The 19,315-nt window shown below is 58.4% G+C and carries 17 protein-coding genes and 1 riboswitch; of the genes, 3 read left to right on the top strand and 14 right to left on the bottom strand.

All coding sequences use genetic code 11. From position 1 onward, the window contains the following. Positions 1–2 precede the first annotated feature (2 nt). The 5 genes from J5J09_RS00085 to epmA form a co-directional block, all read right to left on the bottom strand. The gene (locus tag J5J09_RS00085; RefSeq protein WP_208547697.1) at positions 3–911 is read right to left on the bottom strand and encodes an amino acid--[acyl-carrier-protein] ligase; all 909 of its coding nucleotides are present in this window, start codon (positions 909–911) and stop codon (positions 3–5) included. 4 nt (positions 912–915) lie between these two features. Next, positions 916–2,097: an acyl-CoA dehydrogenase family protein gene (locus tag J5J09_RS00080; RefSeq protein WP_208552923.1), complete on the bottom strand. Its 1,182-nt coding sequence runs from the start codon at positions 2,095–2,097 to the stop codon at positions 916–918. Beyond that, positions 2,097–2,348, bottom strand: coding sequence for an acyl carrier protein (locus tag J5J09_RS00075; RefSeq protein WP_208547696.1), 252 nt, complete (start codon positions 2,346–2,348; stop codon positions 2,097–2,099). The genes J5J09_RS00080 and J5J09_RS00075 overlap by 1 nt, the downstream gene beginning before the upstream one ends. 141 nt (positions 2,349–2,489) lie before the next feature. Beyond that, positions 2,490–3,533 carry a lysine-2,3-aminomutase-like protein gene (locus J5J09_RS00070; protein ID WP_246745756.1) on the bottom strand — a complete coding sequence of 348 codons (1,044 nt, stop codon included), beginning with the start codon at positions 3,531–3,533 and terminating at the stop codon, positions 2,490–2,492. After that, on the bottom strand, positions 3,530–4,591 hold the full coding sequence (gene epmA, locus J5J09_RS00065) for an EF-P lysine aminoacylase EpmA (RefSeq protein ID WP_208547694.1): 1,062 nt from the start codon (positions 4,589–4,591) through the stop codon (positions 3,530–3,532). The genes J5J09_RS00070 and epmA overlap by 4 nt, the downstream gene beginning before the upstream one ends. 141 nt (positions 4,592–4,732) lie before the next feature. On the opposite strand from epmA, the gene efp reads away from it, so the two are divergent. Further along, positions 4,733–5,302, top strand: a complete 570-nt coding sequence (gene efp / locus J5J09_RS00060; RefSeq protein ID WP_208547693.1) for an elongation factor P — start codon at positions 4,733–4,735, stop codon at positions 5,300–5,302. A 169-nt stretch (positions 5,303–5,471) separates the two neighbouring features. Here the strand turns inward: efp and J5J09_RS00055 are convergent, their stop codons facing one another. Further along, on the bottom strand, positions 5,472–5,663 hold the full coding sequence (locus J5J09_RS00055; protein WP_208547692.1) for a YdcH family protein: 192 nt from the start codon (positions 5,661–5,663) through the stop codon (positions 5,472–5,474). A 91-nt stretch (positions 5,664–5,754) separates the two neighbouring features. On the opposite strand from J5J09_RS00055, the gene J5J09_RS00050 reads away from it, so the two are divergent. Next, the gene (locus J5J09_RS00050; protein WP_208547691.1) at positions 5,755–6,669 is read left to right on the top strand and encodes a LysR substrate-binding domain-containing protein; all 915 of its coding nucleotides are present in this window, start codon (positions 5,755–5,757) and stop codon (positions 6,667–6,669) included. Between the two features lie 45 nt (positions 6,670–6,714). On the opposite strand, the gene J5J09_RS00045 is transcribed toward J5J09_RS00050, so the two are convergent. The 8 genes from J5J09_RS00045 to J5J09_RS00010 all read right to left on the bottom strand — a co-directional run bounded on the left by J5J09_RS00045 (position 6,715) and on the right by J5J09_RS00010 (position 18,233). Beyond that, positions 6,715–8,199: an NAD-dependent succinate-semialdehyde dehydrogenase gene (locus J5J09_RS00045; protein ID WP_208547690.1), complete on the bottom strand. Its 1,485-nt coding sequence runs from the start codon at positions 8,197–8,199 to the stop codon at positions 6,715–6,717. Beyond that, complete coding sequence (locus tag J5J09_RS00040) at positions 8,196–9,482, bottom strand: 4-aminobutyrate--2-oxoglutarate transaminase (RefSeq protein ID WP_208547689.1); 1,287 nt, start codon at positions 9,480–9,482, stop codon at positions 8,196–8,198. Before J5J09_RS00040 ends, J5J09_RS00045 begins: the two co-directional genes overlap by 4 nt. A 267-nt stretch (positions 9,483–9,749) precedes the next feature. Beyond that, positions 9,750–11,147, bottom strand: a complete 1,398-nt coding sequence (locus J5J09_RS00035; protein WP_208547688.1) for an efflux transporter outer membrane subunit — start codon at positions 11,145–11,147, stop codon at positions 9,750–9,752. A gap of 131 nt (positions 11,148–11,278) precedes the next feature. Then, positions 11,279–14,398, bottom strand: a complete 3,120-nt coding sequence (locus J5J09_RS00030) for an efflux RND transporter permease subunit (RefSeq protein WP_208547687.1) — start codon at positions 14,396–14,398, stop codon at positions 11,279–11,281. A 38-nt stretch (positions 14,399–14,436) separates the two neighbouring features. Further along, the gene (locus J5J09_RS00025; RefSeq protein WP_208547686.1) at positions 14,437–15,642 is read right to left on the bottom strand and encodes an efflux RND transporter periplasmic adaptor subunit; all 1,206 of its coding nucleotides are present in this window, start codon (positions 15,640–15,642) and stop codon (positions 14,437–14,439) included. Between the two features lie 128 nt (positions 15,643–15,770). Continuing rightward, positions 15,771–16,364: a TetR family transcriptional regulator gene (locus tag J5J09_RS00020; RefSeq protein ID WP_208547685.1), complete on the bottom strand. Its 594-nt coding sequence runs from the start codon at positions 16,362–16,364 to the stop codon at positions 15,771–15,773. A gap of 94 nt (positions 16,365–16,458) precedes the next feature. Next, positions 16,459–17,409, bottom strand: a complete 951-nt coding sequence (locus J5J09_RS00015) for a phosphoribosylaminoimidazolesuccinocarboxamide synthase (RefSeq protein ID WP_208547684.1) — start codon at positions 17,407–17,409, stop codon at positions 16,459–16,461. 140 nt (positions 17,410–17,549) lie between these two features. Then, positions 17,550–18,233 (bottom strand): energy-coupling factor ABC transporter permease, encoded by a 684-nt coding sequence (locus J5J09_RS00010; RefSeq protein WP_208547683.1) that lies wholly within the window; start codon positions 18,231–18,233, stop codon positions 17,550–17,552. A gap of 53 nt (positions 18,234–18,286) precedes the next feature. Next, positions 18,287–18,499, bottom strand: a riboswitch (cobalamin riboswitch). A gap of 212 nt (positions 18,500–18,711) precedes the next feature. Between J5J09_RS00010 and J5J09_RS00005 the strand changes: the two genes are divergently transcribed. Next, positions 18,712–18,927: a hypothetical protein gene (locus J5J09_RS00005; RefSeq protein WP_208547682.1), complete on the top strand. Its 216-nt coding sequence runs from the start codon at positions 18,712–18,714 to the stop codon at positions 18,925–18,927. Positions 18,928–19,315 lie beyond the last annotated feature (388 nt).

Below are 19,315 nucleotides of genomic sequence, written 5' to 3'. Positions count from 1 at the left end.
GCTCAGGTCCAGAGCGCGGAACGCACTTTTTCCGGCCAATCATTCACGTCGAGACCGTGATGGTGAAAGAGCGCCAGAGCAATTCGCTCGAGGCCGAAGCCGACGCACGCGGTGTGAGCCGTCGAGCCGTCTTCGAAGGTCAGCCCCCATTTCAGTCCAAAGGCGTCCTGATGATAGTTGAAGCTCATGCAGGCTGTCGGATTGGTCGTTGAGGTGATCGGTATCAGCAATTCAAACTTCAGATTCTGATCCCGCTGATTGTTGGCGAGCATCTTTCCGGCGCGGCCGAAGAACGGGTCGTTGGCGATGTCAATCGTTACTTCCAGCCCGACTTCCGCCATCATCTTCACGCCGCGCTCCATCCAGAGCTGGCGGAACTCGGTGACGTCTGCCTGTGTGCCCATGCGGACGTGTTCGCGCATACGGAACAGCTGCTGACGGGCCGGGTCGTTCGATGGCTCGTGCCGGAAGCAGTAGGATTGGAGATCATAGAGTCCGCCGTTTGCCGGAAGGGCTCCGCGTTTGGCGACCGTGGGATAGAGCGGGTAGCAGGCTGCCGGCGTCAACACGATGTCGGTCGCCTTCTGCTCGCCCGTCCAGTCTCCGCCTTCTTCCATACATTTCAGCAGGCTTACATGGTCCAGTTCGCAGCCACAGAAGCTGTGAACAGTACCGGCAAGCTGAGGGAAGCTCTTCATGTAACCGCTCTTTTCGAAGTAAGCGCGGTTCATGCCGGGCGGAAAGCGGATCGCTTCGGCGCCGTCCGCGCCACCGAAACGGTCGATCAGGCGCTCGAAAGCGGAGATGACATCTTCGAACTGGCCGCTCCTGCCATAGAGCCCTTCGACGCCGGTGTCGATGAGAAGGCCCGATTCGAACAGGCGGTCGAGAAACGTCCGTTGCATATCCATGGTCTTACCCCAGCAAGCTCGTATCCTGTTTATGTACCAGGAGCATTTGTGACGTGTTTGCGAGAATGCGATCGTTGGAGATCATCAACTCCGCAGAATGTGCATCTCGCAGATGGCGGCCAAGACTGTAGGGTGTGCCGTTCTTGTAGCCCATGATGCCGCAAATGCGCATCGCCTGATTGATGACGGTCAGGATCTTTTCCGACGCGGCAATCTTTATGTTGTTCATCGCGACGGCAAAACCCATAGACGACAGACGATCCGGATTTTTACGCGCGTCCTCGAAGGTCGAAAGCCCGGTCAGAATGGTAGACCGTATCGTTTGTAGTTCGGCGGATATTTCCGCGAGTTGAACGAGGCCGGGCGGCTGTGTGCCCGGCGCCTTGCGGGCCGCGGCCCGGAGAAAGTTCTGCGACCGCATGAAGGCATCGACGGCGATGCCGTACCAGAGAGCGCTCCAGAGAAGGTGAGATGCGGCCAGCATCGATTGCGCTGCAATTTCGGCGAACGGGTGCGGCAGGATCTGCTCCGCTGGTGCTTCGCCGCGAAATAGGAAACCGTCGGAACAGGTTCCGCGCATTCCGAGCGTATCCCAAACATGAGTCTGTTCGAGCGTGTACTGGTCCTTCAGGAAAACGGTCATAACCTGGTCCGAAGACGCCGCGTCCTTATGGCTGCGCGATGTGATCAGGATCGCGTCGGATTCCCGCGCATAGGAGATTACCGTCGCGTCCTTCTCCAGCCGACAGATACCATCCTTAACCTCTATCGCGCATATCGAGTTGCGGAGATTGCCGCCGATGCCGCCCTCGGTCGTCGCCGAGCCCAGCAGAAGCTGCGCGGCGGCAACGCGACGCATGAAGTCTTCGTGCCATGCCGCGTCTTCGCCGTGCTCGACAAGGCTCGATACCTTGATCTGGTGCATGGCGAAGATCATCGCGCTCGCCGCACAGGCTTGCCCGAGCAAGGTGCAGACTTCGGCGATTTCGGAATAGGACAAACCTTCGCCACCAAATTTCTTCGGAATCATAAGCGAGAGCAGACGCTCCGCTTTCATCGCGTCAACCGCCTCGCGTGGGAAGCGGCCGACCCTGTCGACCTCGTCCGCATAGGCCGCGGCTTTGGTCGCGACGCGCGTGACGCGTGCTTTCAACGATTTATCGAGGGCTTCGGCGGAAAGGTCCATCACGCGACCTTTCTGGCATCCAGGATCGATTTCACTGCGGCTTCTATCGCGGCGACGCTCTGGAATGACTTGCGGTTCAGCAGGTGATCCGGAAACTCGATGTCGAATGCGTCCTCAAGACCCAGCATCAATTGAACCGATGCGAAAGACGAAAGGCCAGCGACGTAAAGGTCGCTCTCGTCGCTGAGTGTATCGACCGAAACTGGTAAACCACCGAGCTTGGCGAGCAGGGTACGAATTGTGTCGTTCATGGTTTCCATCCCAACTTCTTCATTCGAATTTCTTCGATAGGTAGTCCGGAAAACATAAGATTGAGCTAAATGGCTTAGTTAAATAAGCATGACCTCCCGTGGCAAGGCTGGCGCGGCCAGAGTAGTGAGACCCACTTCAGCTTATGAGTCACGGTAACGGTGTTCAGTTCCGGCACGATCGAGGATGCGATAGGTCCCATCCTCTTGCCTGAGCACGTTATCTTCGCCGAGAGCAACTTTGCCGTGCCCTCCAGGCAGATCGAGAATATAGGACGGCAGACATAGCCCGGATAGCTGACTGCGCAGCGAACGCATGATCGCCTGGCCTTCGGCGATGCTCAGGCGAAAATGGCTCGTACCCGGCGCAAGATCTGGATGATGCAGATAGTAGGGTTTGACCCTCGCTGCGACGAAGGCTCGCATGAGGTCCGCCAGTATCTCGGCATTGTCGTTCACGCCTTTCAGAAGCACAGACTGGCTCACCAGCACAATGCCGGCATCCGCTAGCCGAGCAAGAGCGGTCATGGCGTCGGACGTCATCTCGCGCGGATGATTGGCATGAAGCGCGACATAGATCGTCTTTCCGGACGCCTTGAGGGCTTCGATCAGTTCCAGCGTAATGCGGTCGGGATCGACCACCGGCACGCGGGTGTGAATTCGAAGGATTTTGACATGCGCTATCCCGGACAGCGCGACAGCAACTTCCTTCAGCCGTCGGGGCGAAAGGATCAGCGGATCGCCGCCGGTCAGGATGACTTCCCAGATTTCCGGTGTTTCCGCGATATAGGCGATGGCGTCAGCGAGTTCGTGCCCTGACAGATTTCCATCGCCCTGTGGCCCGACCATTTCGCGCCTGAAGCAGAAGCGGCAGTAGACCGGGCAAACGCCGACTATCTTCAGCAGAACGCGATCCGGATAGCGATGGACGATTCCCGGAACCGGGCTATGGGCATGATCGCCGATGGGATCGGTCAACTCGTCAGGCATCTCCCGAAGCTCGAGATCCGATGGTATATATTGAGCAGCGATCGGATCGGAGGGATCATCGCCATTGATCTGCGAGGCCACGGTTGCCGTTATTCCGATCGCATAACGTCGTGCAACGGCCTGCAACACCTCGCTGCGTTCGGCATGCACCAAGCCCGCAAAAACCAGATCTTCCACCGATTTAAGATCACGTCTCAAACGCCGATCTCCGCAACCGGCGTCCATATGACCTCGTCGATACGGCGGGCGCCTGTCGCCAGCATCACCAGCCGGTCGAAGCCCAGTGCAATGCCGGATGTTTCCGGCATCAGCGACAGTGCCGTCAGCAAATCCTCGTCTATGGGATAGCTTTCGCCGTAGATACGCAGTTTCTCGGCCATCTCGACCTTGAATCGACGCCTTTGTTCATCGGGGTTTGTAAGCTCGCCAAACGCGTTGGCCAGTTCGACGCCGCACGCATAGAGCTCGAAGCGTTCCGCAACACGCGTGTCGGCCGACGACGGCCGCGCCAGCGCTGCTTCGCTTACAGGATATTCATCGAGGATCGTGGCGCGACCTTGTCCCAGACGCGGCTCTATCTTCTCCACCATGACACGGCTGAAGAGATCCGCCCAGCTATCGTCGTCCGCCAGACGTATGCCGGCGCGCAGTAGATCATCGGCCAGCCGATCCCGGTCCGTCGAGCCGTCCCTGTTGATGGATGACAGCAGGTCGATGCCGGCGAAACGCTCGAATGCCTCGGCGACAGCAACGCGTTCGGGCTCGGCGAACGGATCGATCGACTTCCCACGAAAAACGAAGGTCTTGGCGCCAGCGGTTTCGGCGGCGAGTCCCAACAGCTCGGCGCAATCTTTCATCAGGCGATCGTAGCCCTCCCTCGTGCGATACCACTCCAGCATCGTGAATTCTGGATGATGCAGTGGGCCGCGTTCGCGATTGCGGTAAACCTGAGCAAAGCACGAGATGCGCGTTTCGCCGGCGGCGAGAAGCTTCTTGCAGGCAAATTCCGGAGAGGTGTGCAGATAGAGAGCATGTGGTAACGCGTCGTTGCATATCAGTTTGGTGGCAAAGCCGTGCAGATGCGCTTCGTTGCCCGGAGATATCTGAAGCGCTGCCGTCTCGACCTCGATAAAATCCCTCCTGGCGAAATAGGCGCGAAATTCAGCCTTAATCGCATTTCTGCCGAGAAGGAACGGGCGTCGGTCGGCGTGAACCTCAGGTGACCACCAGGGCGAAGCGGGCTGGGCTGAGTTCATGGCGACGGCTCTCCGGGCGCAAACAGCTTCGGGGCTGGCTATTTCGACAAATTTAGGTTAGGTGCGCCCATGAAAATCTCAGACGTCTGGGGCGGTGGGTCGTCCTTTACGACGGCTTTTGCACATATACAAGGAATTCCAATGGTCAAGGTCATCGCCTCGTCGGTCCGCAAGGGCAATGTTCTCGAAGTCGAGGGCAAGCTTTACGTCGTTCTCACCGCCCAGAACTTTCATCCAGGCAAGGGTACGCCTGTGACCCAGGTCGACATGCGTCGCATCGTCGATGGCGTCAAGGTGTCCGAACGCTGGCGCACGACCGAACAGGTCGAACGCGCCTTTGTCGAGGACCTCAATTTCCAGTTCCTCTACGAAGACGGTGAAGGCTTCCACTTCATGAACCCCGAAAGCTACGATCAGGTGGTCGTTGACGTGGAAACGATGGGGGACCAGAAGGCCTATCTCCAGGAAGGCATGACCTGCGTGCTTTCCATCCACGAGGGCGTTCCGCTGGCGATCGAGCTGCCGCGTCACGTAACGCTGGAAATCGTCGAGACAGAACCTGTCGTTAAGGGTCAGACGGCATCCTCGTCCTACAAGCCCGCGATCCTCTCCAATGGTATCCGTACGATGGTTCCGCCGCATATCGATGCCGGAACACGTGTGGTGATCGCGACCGAGGACAACTCGTACGTCGAGCGCGCCAAGAACTGACATCAGCAGTTCGGTTTCAGCAAGGCCCGTCCTAGTGGCGGGCGTTGTCGTCTCGGTCCGCAGGTAAGAGATGAAGCCGGTGACCGTCATGGCCACCGGCTTCGGATGGTCAGGCCTGATCGCTGCGGCGGAATGACGACAGGCCGACCTCGTTGCTTTATCGCACCGATCAAACGGCTCTGGACGAGGCGCCGAAGTCGCCAGCACGCTCCAGCATCGCGATCTGCTCCTTGAGGCGCAACTTCATCCGTTTGAGCGACTGAATGCGGATCGTGTCCGGCAGGGGACGTCGCTGCTCCTCGGCGATCTTAGTTGCGAGAATTGCGTGGCGGCTCATCAGAGCCTTTAGAAGTGGTTTCATGCCTAGCTCCTTTCTTGTTCCTCTAACATGGGGAGATTCGGCGTATTGTTCCAATTGATTGATTTAACCGTTGTGATAGCTTGCATCTATCATGGTTTACCGACCCACTCCTCGTCAGCTTGAATATCTGGTAGCCCTCGGCGAGACCGGGCATTTTGGTGAGGCGGCGCGCAAATGCCACGTTTCACAGCCCACATTGTCGGTTCAGGTCGCTCAGCTCGAAAAGCAACTGGGGGTGACATTGATCGAGAGGTTGCCGGGGCAAGTGATGCCCACTCCTGTTGGCGCCGAGGTGATCGCCGCGGCCAAGGTCATATTAAACGGCCTCGACGAGCTTCGGGCGCTGGCGTCCAGTTCAAAGAACAATCTTGGGGGCGCTGTTCGACTTGGCGTCGCGCCTTCCTTCGGTCCGTATTTCCTGCCTTATCTGCTACCGCGCTTGCATGCACGCTACAAGGATCTGAAAATCTACATCCGAGAAGAGCGGCCTCGCCTCCTGGAGAAGGCAGTCCTGCAAGGAGAGATCGATTGTGGCCTGGGACCGGTGCAGGGGCTGGAAAGCGGGCTCGACTTCAAGATCATCCACCGAGAACGGATCTTTGTCGGCGTGCCAAGAGGACATCATCTTGCCTCGCGCTCGGGCGTGAGGGTCTCGGAACTCAAAGGGGAGAAGCTTCTTAGTCTCGGACCCGGTCACCGGCTCTTGGACGATGCCCGGAATCTCGCGGTCATTTCCGGGGCTTTCATCGCCGAGGACTACGAAGGCTCAAGTCTGGACGCTCTGCGCCAGATGGTGTCGATCGAGATGGGAATTTCCCTATTTCCGGAACTCTACGTTCGTTCGGAATTTGCCAAGGACGAAGGCGTGGCTCTGATCGATCTCGAGGATTGGCAGGGTGAGCGCGACATTGGCTTCTTCTGGCGTAGTTCCAGCGCGCGGGCCGCCCATTTCCGAACACTCGCCGATCTTGGGCAACAGGTAGCGGATACGTTATCCGCGTCTTGACGATCGGCAAGGCGAGGCCCCCGGTTCATCGGGGGCCTCAAATGCTCATGCGATTCCGCCGAGGCACATGTACTTGATCTCGGTGTAGTCATCGATGCCGTATTTGGAGCCTTCGCGGCCCAGCCCGGACTGCTTGATGCCACCGAAGGGCGCGACTTCTGTCGAGATCAGGCCGGTATTGATGCCTACCATTCCGTATTCGAGCGCTTCTGCGACTCGGAAAACCTTCGCCACGTCCTTCGAGTAGAAATAGGACGCCAGGCCAAATTCGGTGGCGTTTGCCATTTCGATCACCTGCTCCTCCGTATCGAACTTGAAGAGCGGTGCCACAGGACCAAATGTCTCTTCGGTCGCGACCTTCATAGCCGATGTGACACCGGTCAGTATCGTGGGCTGGAAAAACAGATCCCCACCCTGAGCAGACTCGCCACCAACCTCGATCTTCGCGCCTTTCGACACGGCGTCCGCAACGTGCTCCTTAACCTTCTTGATCGCATTTGCGTCGATCAGCGGGCCCGTGGTGACGCCTTCCGCAAAACCGTCGCCTACTTTCAATTGTGCCACCTTCTCCGCCAGTTTCGCAGCGAAGGCATCGTAGATACCCGACTGAACATAAAGACGATTGGCACAGACGCAGGTCTGTCCCGCATTGCGATATTTCGAGATCATCGCACCTTCGACCGCAGCATCGAGATTCGCGTCATCGAAGACGATGAAAGGTGCGTTGCCGCCAAGTTCAAGACCAAGCTTCATGATCTTGTCGGCGCCTTGCCGCATCAGTATGCGGCCGACGTTGGTCGAGCCGGTGAAGGTCAGCTTCCGAACCTTCTCGTTGCTGCAGAACTCCTGGCCAACCATAGCGGCATCCGTTGCCGTCAAGACGGAAAATATGCCCGCAGGGATGCCCGCTCTCTCGGCCAGAATCGCAAGCGCGAGCGCCGAAAGAGGGGTCTGAGCTGCAGGTTTCGAGACCATGGCGCAGCCGACGGCGATCGCCGGAGCCATCTTGCGTGCCAGCATCGCGTTCGGAAAGTTCCATGGGGTGATTGCGCCGACAACGCCAACCGGCTGCTTGACGACGATGATCCTCTTGTCCGGCTGGTGGCCAGGTATGGTGTCGCCATAGACACGCTTGGCCTCCTCGCCGAACCATTCGACATAAGAGGCACCGTAGAGGATTTCTCCACGCGCTTCCGGCCATGGCTTGCCCATTTCCATGGTCAATATCGTGGCCAGATCATCCGCGTTCGCAACCATCAAGTCGTTGAGCTTGCGCAGGACTGCTGCGCGCTCCTTGCCGGTCTTGCTGGCCCACTTCTTCTGGGCCGAATGAGCGGCATCGATCGCACGCGCCACCTCGACCTTGCCAAGGTCCGGCAATACGGCAATGACCTCCCCGGTGGATGGGTTGGTCACGTCGAATGTCTTGCCGCTTTCGCTTGCGGCCGTCCAATCGAGGCCGACGAGAGCCTTGTCGGTGGCGAGGGAGGGGTCCTTCAGTTTCGAGGACAGTGCAGGGGAAATGCTCATGATTTTGCCTCTTCGGCGCATTCGCGGATCGAGGCCTCGATGATATCGAGGGCCTCATTGAAAACCTGGTCCTGGATCGTGATCGGTGCAAGGAACCGGACGACGTTCCCATAGACGCCACAGGTGAGAAGAATGAGACCTTTTTCCAGGGCCTTGAGACGGACAGCATTGGTAAAATCGGCGTTCGGCTTCACCGCCCCCGGCTGACCGAATTCTACTGCCACCATGAAGCCAGGGCCGCGGATGTCCGAAATCTGGGAGACCTCGGCGCGCAGGGATTCCAGCCTCTGCTTCAGTCGGGCGCCCAACTGATTGGCGCGGTCGATAAGTTTCTCCTCCTCGATAACGTCGAGAACGGCATGGGCGGCGGCGATGGCAAGCGGATTGCCGGCATAAGTACCGCCCAGTCCGCCGGGGCCTGGCGCATCCATCAGTTCTGCGCGTCCCGTCACGGCCGACAGCGGAAACCCGCCAGCGAGGCTTTTCGCCATCGTTACAAGATCCGGAACGACATCATAATGTTCCATGGCGAACAGCTTGCCCGTGCGGGCGAAGCCGGTCTGAACCTCGTCGGCGATGAGCAGGATGCCATGTTCGTCGCAAACGTCACGAAGCCCTTTCATCAGCGCGCGAGGAACCGGATAGAAGCCGCCTTCACCCTGGACCGGCTCAATGATGATCGCCGCGACCCGCTTCGGATCGACGTCGGCCTTGAACAGCTTGTCGAGCACGTCCATCGATTCTTCAACGCTGATGCCATGCATTTCAAGCGGGAAGGGAACGTGGAACACGTCGCCCATCATCTGGCCAAAGCCGACCTTGTAGGGAACAACCTTGCCCGTCAGTGTCATGCCCATGAAGGTGCGGCCGTGGAAGGCGCCCGTGAAGGCGATGACGGCCGAGCGTCCGGTCGCGCAGCGCGCAATCTTGACGGCGTTCTCGACCGCTTCGGCACCTGTCGTGGCGAAAATCGTCTTCTTGGCGAAGTCACCGGGTACGAGCTTGTTCAGGCGTTCAGCCAGCGCGACATAGTTCTCGTAGGGCATGACCTGATGGCAGGTGTGGGTGAAGGCATCGAGCTGCTTCTTTACGGCATCAATGACCTTCGGATGGCGGTGGCCGGTGTTGAGAACGGCGATGCCGCCAGCAAAATCGATATAACGATTGCCTTCTACATCCCAAACTTCCGAGTTTTCCGCATGGGCCGCATAGATCTGCGTCGTCATGCCGACGCCGCGTGAAATGGCTTCGTTCTTGCGTGCCGCTACTTCGGTGTTTTTCATGTCGAACCTCTTTCGCAAGCGATCAGCCGTGAGCCGGTCTGAGTTCTGCCTGCCTGACCAGATGTGTTGCGTGCTTTGCGTGGCAGTTTCGCCGTGGCGTTAAGCCCGGTGAGACGCTGTCGCGCTGCTGGCGCCGTGCCGCCGGTGAGATCCCGTCGCGCCCATCTGCGAGGTATTCGCCGCTCGGATAGCCGAGGCGGATTATTGACCCGAAACATTCACCTTGGCAACCGTTCGGGCTGCCAAGGTGGTAAAAATTTTGAGCGCTTACATGCTCTTTCCGTCGAAGGCGTAACCACCACCGATCGCTACGTTGAGGGCGACAAAGTCGTTTGCCATCTGCTGAACCGCCTGTGCGAGGCTGGCTTGCGCCGTGGACACCGACCGCTGCGCATCCAAGACATCAAGCAGCGAGGAGGCGCCGTCGCGATAGCTGGCGGTCGACAATTCGAGCGATTCCTCATAGGAGCGCACCGTTGCCGACAAGGCGTTCACCGTCTGGCGATCCCGGGTGACGGCAGCGAGAGCGTTTTCCACTTCCTCAACGGCATTGAGAACCGTCTGCTTCCAGACCAGATAGGCCTCACGTGCAGCAGACTCCCGGCTTTTCACATTGGCGCGTCGCGCGCCGCCATCGAAGATCGGAAGGTTCAGGCTTGGGCCGAAGCCCCAGGTGGTGGTGCTTCCGTGCGCGAGCGAACTATGAACGTAGCTCGGCGTGATTGATCCGCTCAGCGAGATCGACGGATAAAGATCGGCTTCTGCAACGCCGATTGCCGCCGTAGCAGCCGCAAGCTGTCGTTCAGCCTGACGGATGTCCGGTCGGTTGCGGATGAGATCCGCCGGAACGCCGGTTCTCACGCTGTGGCTGGGGACCGGCTGGCGCGCACCCTTCTGCAGGTCGGTCATCAAGGTCGAAGCAGGCAGACCCAAGAGCGTCGAAATGTGGTTCGCGGACTGACGGAAGCCAGCCTCAAGGCTCGGGATGTCCGCCAGCGTCGAATTAACGAGGCCTTCCGCCTGGACGACATCAAGACGGGATGCGGCGCCTGCCTCCAGCTGCAGTTTGGTCAGGTCCAGCGTCTCCCGGCGAGAAGCCAGATTCTTGCGGGCAATCGCGATGCGTTCCTGATAGTACCGAGCGTTGATGTAATAGGTCACCAGTTCCGAAAGGTAGGCGAGTTTGACGGTGTCTACGGAGGCATATGCGGCATCAAGCGAAGCCTCCGCGCTTTCCTTCGAACGGCGGTACTGGCCGAACAGATCCAGAAGCCAGGAGGCGTTGAGTTCACCGCTCGTCGTCGTGGTGCGGTCGCTGGAACGATAGCTTCCATTTGTCTGGCTTATGCTATTGCTGGCGCCGACTGAGAGGCTTGGGAGAGAGCCTGCACCCGCCGTAACGACATCTGCCTCTGCCTGGTTGATACGCTCCAGTGCCTGAAGAATGTCCAGATTTTGTGAGAGACCCTGAGAAACGAGGCCGTCAAGTCGCCGGTCTTTGAATGCCGTCCACCAGGCCACGGTGCTCACGTCGCCGGCACTTTCGACGCCGCCTTCCGCGAATTTCTGCGGAAGAGTGATCTCCGGTGCCTTGTGGTCCGGACCGACGACGCAACCCGTCAGCAGGAGGAGGGCCAGGGGAGCGGCTGCGCGAATGGATATCATCATCTTATCCTGTTTTCACTTTGGAGGTGACAGCAAGACGGCGTCATTCCGTCTCAAACGCTGCCGGCCCCGGGCTCTGATTCGCCAGTGACGAATGTGCTGGCGAAATCGTTCATAAATTATCAACTATATCAATCGGCGGACAGGGGCTCTTTCCGGTTTTCCCGTCTTACCAATCGCATAATGATGACGAAGAATGACGGCACGAAGAAAATGCCGAGGAGCGTCGCGAACAGCATTCCCCCCAAGACGCCGATGCCAATGGAGTTTTGCGCCGCCGAGCCCGCACCGGTGGCGATCGCAAGTGGCAGAACGCCGAGGATGAATGCGAGCGACGTCATAATGATCGGACGCAGTCGGAGACGCGCCGCCTCCAGAGTTGCATCCAGCAGGCTGATCCCGTGCGCCTGTCGCTCCTTTGCGAACTCCACGATGAGAATAGCGTTCTTGGCTGCCAGGCCGATCGTCGTTAGCAACCCGACCTTGAAGTATACGTCGTTCGATTGTCCAAGATAGTAGGAGGCAACCAAAGCACCGAGAACTCCCACGGGTACCGCCATGATGACGGAAAAGGGAATTGACCAGCTTTCGTACAGCGCGGCGAGGCAAAGGAACACGATCAGGATCGACAGGGCATAGAGCATCGGTGCCTGCGAGCCGGACAAACGCTCCTGGTAGGATATGCCCTGCCAGGCGACAGTATATCCTCCGCCAAGACCTGCGGTCAGACGTTCCATCTCGTCCATTGCATCTCCGGAACTCACACCAGGTCCAGACGAGCCATCGAGCGAGATTGCGCTGACGCCGTTGAAACGGGCCAGAGTTGGCGGTCCACCAACCCATTCGACATCGCTGAAACTCGAGAATGGCACCATCTCGCCAGATCCATTCCTTGCGTACCAGTGGCCGATATCATCAGGCTGCATCCGGTATGGCGCGTCACCCTGGACATAGACAGGCTTGAGCTCGCTATTGAGTGTGAAGTCGTTGACATCGCGACCGGCAAAAATGATCGACAGCATGGAGTTGACGGTCGCCAGATCCAATCCCATCGCCCCCATCTTTTCTTGGTCCAGCAGAATTTTCAGCTGGCTTTCGGCGTCGGGGCTGTTGGAGCGAAGGGAGCTTACCTTCGCGTTCGAATTACCCTGCTGAAGCAGTTGCTGTGACGCCGCTGTCAGCGCGTCGGTTCCGTTCTTGCCGCTGTCGACAAGGTACATCGAGAAGCCGCTCGATGTTCCAAGACCGGGGATCGCCGGAGGCTGTAGCGGGAAGACCATCGCATCGCGCAGGGTGAAGAAGTAACCCATCGCCCGCTGGACGATCGCCGAGGCGGCCTGCTCCGGCGCCGTTCTTTCGTCGAAATCCTTCAGTTTCGCGAACACCATGGCATAGTTCTGGCCTTGGCCGGTAAAGGAGAAGCCCGATACGGCGAACACGTCCTGTATCGCGGCCTGCTCCTTCTCGAGATAGTAGTCCTCGATCTTTTTGATGACCTCTTCGGTCCGCGCAGTCGTCGCGCCGTTGGGGAGCTGGACAATGGTCATAAGCACGCCCTGGTCTTCCTGGGGAAGGAACGAGCTTGGCATTCTGAGGAAGACCCAGGCACAGCCCCCAATCACAAGCGCGAACATCAACATGACCCGCAACGGACGCTTCAACAGATAACCGACCGTCGATACGTAACCGTTGGTGGTCTTGTCGAAATTCCGGTTGAACCATCCACCCAGTCCACGCTTTTCCTTGGTATGATCGATGGGCTTCAACATCGTTGCGCACAGCGCAGGTGTCAAAATGAGCGCGACCACGGCCGACAGCAGCATTGCGGATACAATGGTGATGGAAAACTGCCGATAGATAATGCCGGTGGATCCTCCGAAAAACGCCATCGGAATGAACACGGCGGTCAAGACGAGCGCGATGCCGATAATCGCGCCGGTTATCTCGCCCATCGACTTCTCCGTCGCCTCGAGCGGCGAAAGCCCTTCGTCCGACATGATTCGCTCAACATTTTCAACGACGACGATGGCGTCATCGACCAGAAGACCAATTGCGAGAACCATTGCAAACATGGTCAAGGTATTGATTGAGTAGCCGGTTATGGCGAGGATACCGAACGTTCCGAGCAGCACAACCGGGACCGCAATCATCGGAATGAAGGTCGCGCGAAGGTTTTGCAGAAAGATCAGCAGGACGAAGAAGACCAGGACGATGGCCTCCAAAAGCGTATGCACCACTTTTTCGATCGACAGTTCGACGAACGGCGTCGTGTCGTACGGATAGGTAATGATCACATTTTCAGGCAGCGACGGCGCAATTGCTGAAAGCGCGCTCTTCACCCTGTCAGCCGTGTCAAGCGCGTTGGCGCCCGTTGCCAGGTTGACCGCGAAGCCCGTAGCCGGATTACGGTTGGCACGGGTGTTGGTGCCGTAGCTTTCCTGTCCGATCTCTATGCGCGCAACGTCGCTCAGTCGGACGGTTGCCCCGTCAGTCTCTACTTTCAAGATGATCGATTCGAAGTCTGCGACGGACTGCAACTGGCTTTGCGCCGTCACTGTCACGTTGAACTGCTGGCCCTCGATCATGGGAGCTCCGCCCAGCGACCCGACAGACACCTGGGTGTTCTGTGCCTGGATTGCGGACGTCACGTCGGTCGGCGTCAGCTGGAACTTGTTGAGCTTGAACGGATCGAGCCACACGCGCATGGCGTAACCTGTACCGAATACCTCAATGCTGCCAACGCCCTCCAGACGCTTGATCTGATCCTCGATCTGCGTGCTGAAGATATCGCCGAGCTCCACCGGAGAGCGATCGCCGTCGGTCGAGACCAGCGCGCCGACAAGCAGGATGCTGGACGTCGAGCGGGTGACGGATATGCCCGCCTGCTGCACGATGTCCGGGAGCTGCGACTGCACCAGTTGCAGCTTGTTCTGCACCTGCACCTGGGCGATGTCGGGTTCGATACTGTTGCCAAACGTCAAGGTGACGGCAGCCCGGCCGGTGCTTGAGCTGGACGTCATGTATGTCAGGTCATCAAGACCCGTCATGCCATCCTCGATGATGGATGTCACCGATTTCTCGACCGTCTCGGCGCTCGCCCCGTTGTAGCTTGCCGAGATCTGCACGGTGGTGGGTGCAATCTCAGGATATTGAGAGATCGACAGTGTCGAAATCGCAAGGGCTCCGCCCAGCATGATCACGATGGCGATCACCCAGGCGAAAATCGGGCGATGAATGAAGAACTTAGACATGTGGATCCCTGAATCTTCCGCGTTCGCTTGGCGCTCAATCAGGGCTGCGCCGAGGGCGCAGTTGCCTGGGTGGTCTCGACCACGAAACCCTTTTCGTCAACTGTCGCCTGGACCGGAGACACAGTCGCCCCGTCCCCAATCCACTGAAAGCCGTCCACGATGAGCTTGTCGCCGTCCGCGATGCCTTCGGTCACCAGCCACGAATTGCCCGATACCTTGCTTTCCTCGAATGTCCTGGTCTCGACCTTGTTTTCCGCGTCGACGAATTTTGCGGCCAGCGCGCCATTGGCGTTGCGCGTGGCGGCCCGCTGCGGAATGAGGTAGCCCTTTTCCTTGCCGACCGTCACCTCGGCGCGAACGTACATGCCGGGAAGAATGAGATCATCCGGATTGTCGAACAGCGCGCGCATCGAATAGGTGCCGGTGGTTTCGCTGACGGCCATCTCCGACATGTCCAGCGTCCCGACGTGCGGATATTCCGTGTCATCGTCGAGAAGAAGTTTGATGGGCGCCGAACCGTCACTGCTGGCCTGGTCAAGACGTCCGGTGGCAATGGCTTGCCGGAGACGGAGCAGGTTCGTGCTGGACTCTGTGAGCTCGATGTAAATCGGGTCAAGCCGGCGAAGTGTCGTCAGCGCGTCGGTCTGATTCGCTGTGACAACATTGCCGATGGAAAACCGGGATGCACTCGTCACGCCCTCGAAGGGCGCCCGTACTTCCGTCAGTCCGAGATTGATCTCGGCCGCGTTGAGTGCGGCTTTCGCCTGGGCGACGTCGGCCTGGGCCTGAAGAAGTGTCACTTTGGCGTTTTCATATTCAATCTGCGTCGCACCGCTGTTCACCAGGCGCTCGTAGCGGGCCAGATTGCTCTGTGCCGTCGGTACACCGGCCTCGGCTCTTGCGAGGCTCGCCCGCGCCTGTGCCACTTCGGCGCGATAGGTATCGTCCTCGATCTTGTAGAGAAGGTCGCCCTCGGAAACCTCGCTTCCTTCCTTGAAGGCGATCTCCTTGATGACACCGCTCACCCGGGGACGGATGTCGGCGACCTGATAGGCGGAGGCCCGGCCGGGCAGGACGGCCGTTATCGGCTGTTCCGCGCTCGACATGATGACCACGCTCACCGGGGTCGGCGGCCGCTCGTTGGACGCGCCGGCCTGCTGTTCCGAGGTGCCGCCATCGCTGCAGCCCGCGATCAGAGTCGAAACGAGGATCAGAGCCGTAGCCAGCTTTACATGTCGGGTCATTGTCGTATCCGGTAGGGTTCGAAGTGCGAGATCCAGAAATGGTCAGGCTCGAACGGTGACTGCGATAGGCGCCGACACACCCAGAAGTGAACCGGCCATATTCGTCAAGTGACGTAAGTCAAGGATCATCACCTGGCAAGGGTGCGTTGCAGTGCCGCGTTGATCAGGTCAACGATTTCGTCACAGCGTGTTGCCAATATGTCAGCGCTCTCCTTGGCGATCATCACCGGGTGAAGAACGCTAGCCAGAGCGAAGAACGCCGTTCGTGCCGATCGCTCCACATCGTCCACGCAGTACGATCCCTCCTCGCATCCCTGCCTGATGATCAGGTCGATCCTCTCGATCATCATATCCCGATACAGATCACCGCATTTCAATTCCAGATCCGTCGAGAGCAGGATCATTTCGAAGATGTAGGGGTTCTGTTCAATGTCCCGGAGATGAATTTCCATTAGCGTTCGCACCATGTGGCGGAACCGCTCCGGCGCCGGTCCGGCGCCTGTAATGATGTCCAGTCTGTCGACGACGTGCGACAGATGGCGCGTCGCAATCGCATCGATGAGCTTGGTCTTCGAGTGAAAGTGCTTGAAAATGTTGGCGGGCGACATCTCCAGTTCGGCGGCGACGTCGGCTATCGCGACCGCTGCGTATCCGCGTGAGCGGAAAAGCGCCTCTGCCGTGTCCAGAATGTCATTGCGTGTTTCGCTTGCCGGCTTGCGCATTCTGCGCCGGGGCTGCGAAATGTCTCCCCTCGCAGCGGCGCTTTCGCCGCAACGGTCCGACACAAAGACTTTTCTGGCTGGCGTCACAGCTCGGTCACCTTCCGGAAAAAAAAGGCGCAAGGTTGCGACGTACACGCTCCAGCGGCGTCGCTTCGCGATTGTCCGGTTCAAACCGGAGCCCCGTAATCGCCTCGAATGCCTTGATGTAGACGGCGGATGTCTCCTCTATAAGTTTCGTTGGAATTTCCGGAATGTCGTCGCGGTAAGGATCGCAGCGTTCCGCCACCCAGGAGCGGACGAAATCCTTGTCGAAACTACTGGGTCGCTCACCTTTTTGGAAACTCTCATGATAAGAGTCGGTGATCCAGTACCGGCTGCTGTCGGGCGTATGGATCTCGTCCGCGAGAATGATCGCACCGCTCTTGTCGATGCCGAACTCGTATTTCGTGTCGACCAGGATCAGCCCCCTCTTGGAGGCCAGTTCCTGACCGCGGGCAAAGAGCCGGAGCGCGTATTGCGACAGCGTTTCCCATTGTGGCTTCGTCAAGAGGCCGTTCTCGACGATTTCGGTTGCCGTAAGAGGTTCGTCATGACCGCCATCAAACGCCTTGCTGGTCGGCGTGATAATCGGCTCAGGAAGTTCCTGATTGTCGCGCATCCCGTCCGGAAGCGTAATGCCGTACATCGTGCGCTGTCCTTTCTTGTATAGGGTAAGAATGGAGGTGCCCGTGGTGCCGGCCAAATAGCCACGAACGACAATCTCGACTGGCAGGATGTCAAGCCTCTGTCCAACCACCACATTCGGATCCGGATAATCCAGAACGTGATTGGGGCAAATGTCCTTGGTCGCATCGAACCAGTAACGGGCCGTCTGCGTCAGGACCTGACCCTTGTATGGAATGCATGCGAGGATGCGGTCGAAAGCGCTCAGCCTGTCCGTCGATATGATGATGCGTCGGCCATCCGGGAGATCGTAATTCTCCCGCACCTTGCCGCGGTAGTAGTTCGGCAGTTCCGGGAAATAGGCTTCGGACAGGATTCGCAATGGCGTTCTCCTTATGGGTTCGACATAGGACCGGTGACGCGGATGACAACTGGCGCGGTACCTTAAAACGACATCAGGTTCAAAGAAAAACGCGCGGCGGGGGCCGCGCGTTCGAAGGTCCAAGTCTTTTCGGGAACGCCTTAGGTCACGGCGTTGTGCAGCCGCGCGCTGAATACGGGCGTACGGCTGAATGTGTGCAGTGCCTTGGCAGCGGCGAGCACGGCCAGATCGACCAGCGGCTCGATGAGGATGACAGTCATATAGGCCGCTCCGAAGGTAGCGACCTGGGACAGGTTTTCCACGCTCATTCCCTGCCCATAGAGCGCCCAGAATGCGACCCAGGCGACGATGCCGCCCTGGTAGGCCGTGGATAGGGTGAGTGCCTGCTTGTAGGACACTTTGACATAGGGTGTTCCGGCTGGAATGATGCGATCGGCAAGGGCGTTCAGAGCCCACAGCGGAACGAGCAAGGTGGTGATGTTCATGCCATATTGCGGCAGGTCGAACGGCGCGAAGAAAAGTCCCTGCAGCAGCAGACCGGCTGTCAGGCCGATCGCGGCGGCCCCCGCGCCGAACATCAGGAACAGTGTCGAGCCCAGGATAAGGTGAACTTCCGAGACGCCGACGGGATGGTGCGGAAGCACCTCGAAGAACGAGAAGACCAAAGCGGTTGTGATGACGCTGCGGATCGCAAGTGCGGAGACGCCGCCATCGCGGCGAATCGTGTCGACCGCCATTTTTGCCATCAATCCGGCCGAAACGGCCGCCGTGGCATAGCTGAGCAGGATCTTGGTCCCATCGACGAGACCAGGTTCGATATGCATATTCTGTTCCTTTCTTCCGCGCCCACCGCGCGGGTTGACGAGAATGCCACGCGTGTGGTGGCCGATGCGAAGGCAGGTCTCCTGGCTCGCGGGTCGTTGCTCGGTCCGCCTTATCGGCCATGGCCAATGGCAGTCTGGACTTCGCTCTCCGCTCACAGTTGCGGGGGCAGCCACGGTTTCGGCCCCTGATGGGTAATCCTCACCGCGTTCCCTTTTCACCGCCGGCCTCTTTCGCTTCCGGCGGAACCCTCTCATTCAATGTATAACAGTGCCGGTCCCAGTTCTGTCCGGTTGCGACAAAATCCCACCTGAAAAGACGTGTGGTCGGCGGGTCAATGCTAGCCCAGATGCAGATGCGTGCAAACGGAAAAAACGCCCTACATGCGGTTCGTCAATTTGCCACATTGTCCGCGGGATTCATGTCTTCTAACGTGTTTGATGAAAGCCAACTTCGATTGATGTTGAACCGAGGATCTTCATGCTGACCCGAGTGATCTACCACGTGCCCGTATTTGGATGGATGCTGAGGGAAGCGGTCCTCGGCCCTGTTACGGCGAAGATCGTGTTCATTGTGAACCTTGTCCTCCTCTGGATCCTGGCGATCGTTTTCTTCGGTTACCCTGCAATCATACTGCCCGCGTTGGCAGCCGTGCCGGCAATGTTCCTGGTCCTCATCCTGATCATGAAGGGCTAACCTGACGAGGGTTTCCCGTAGCGCTGATTTCCGGCGCAAACCGAACGGGAATCCATAATTCCCCATTCCTTTCAATCACTTGTATCTTTTTCGTGATTTTTTTGAGTTATGAGTTGACTTGTTTTTGGAGTGGGCCTAGAAAGCGCCTCACCGAAGGCGAGGTTGCTGCGGTTTCTGCGGCAGGTTTTGTTGTCTTTGGTTTATCTCTAGAGAATTGGCTGAGATGCTGATTTGGGGCCGGGTTACGGTTTGGCTCTTGGGGAGAAGACGTGCGGGTTCTCTGTGTCGTCAGTTATTTGACAATTGAAGAATGGAAGAAAGAGAAACGTGGACGGCGGCGTTGCGTGGAGAGGTTTAGGCTTCTCTGTGAATGATACGCAGACGGTCA

This window comes from Ciceribacter sp. L1K22 (assembly GCF_017599385.1).
Taxonomy (GTDB): Bacteria; Pseudomonadota; Alphaproteobacteria; order Rhizobiales; family Rhizobiaceae; genus Allorhizobium.
Note: the sequence above shows the minus strand (reverse complement) of the source record. Positions and strands in the feature narration are given on the sequence as shown.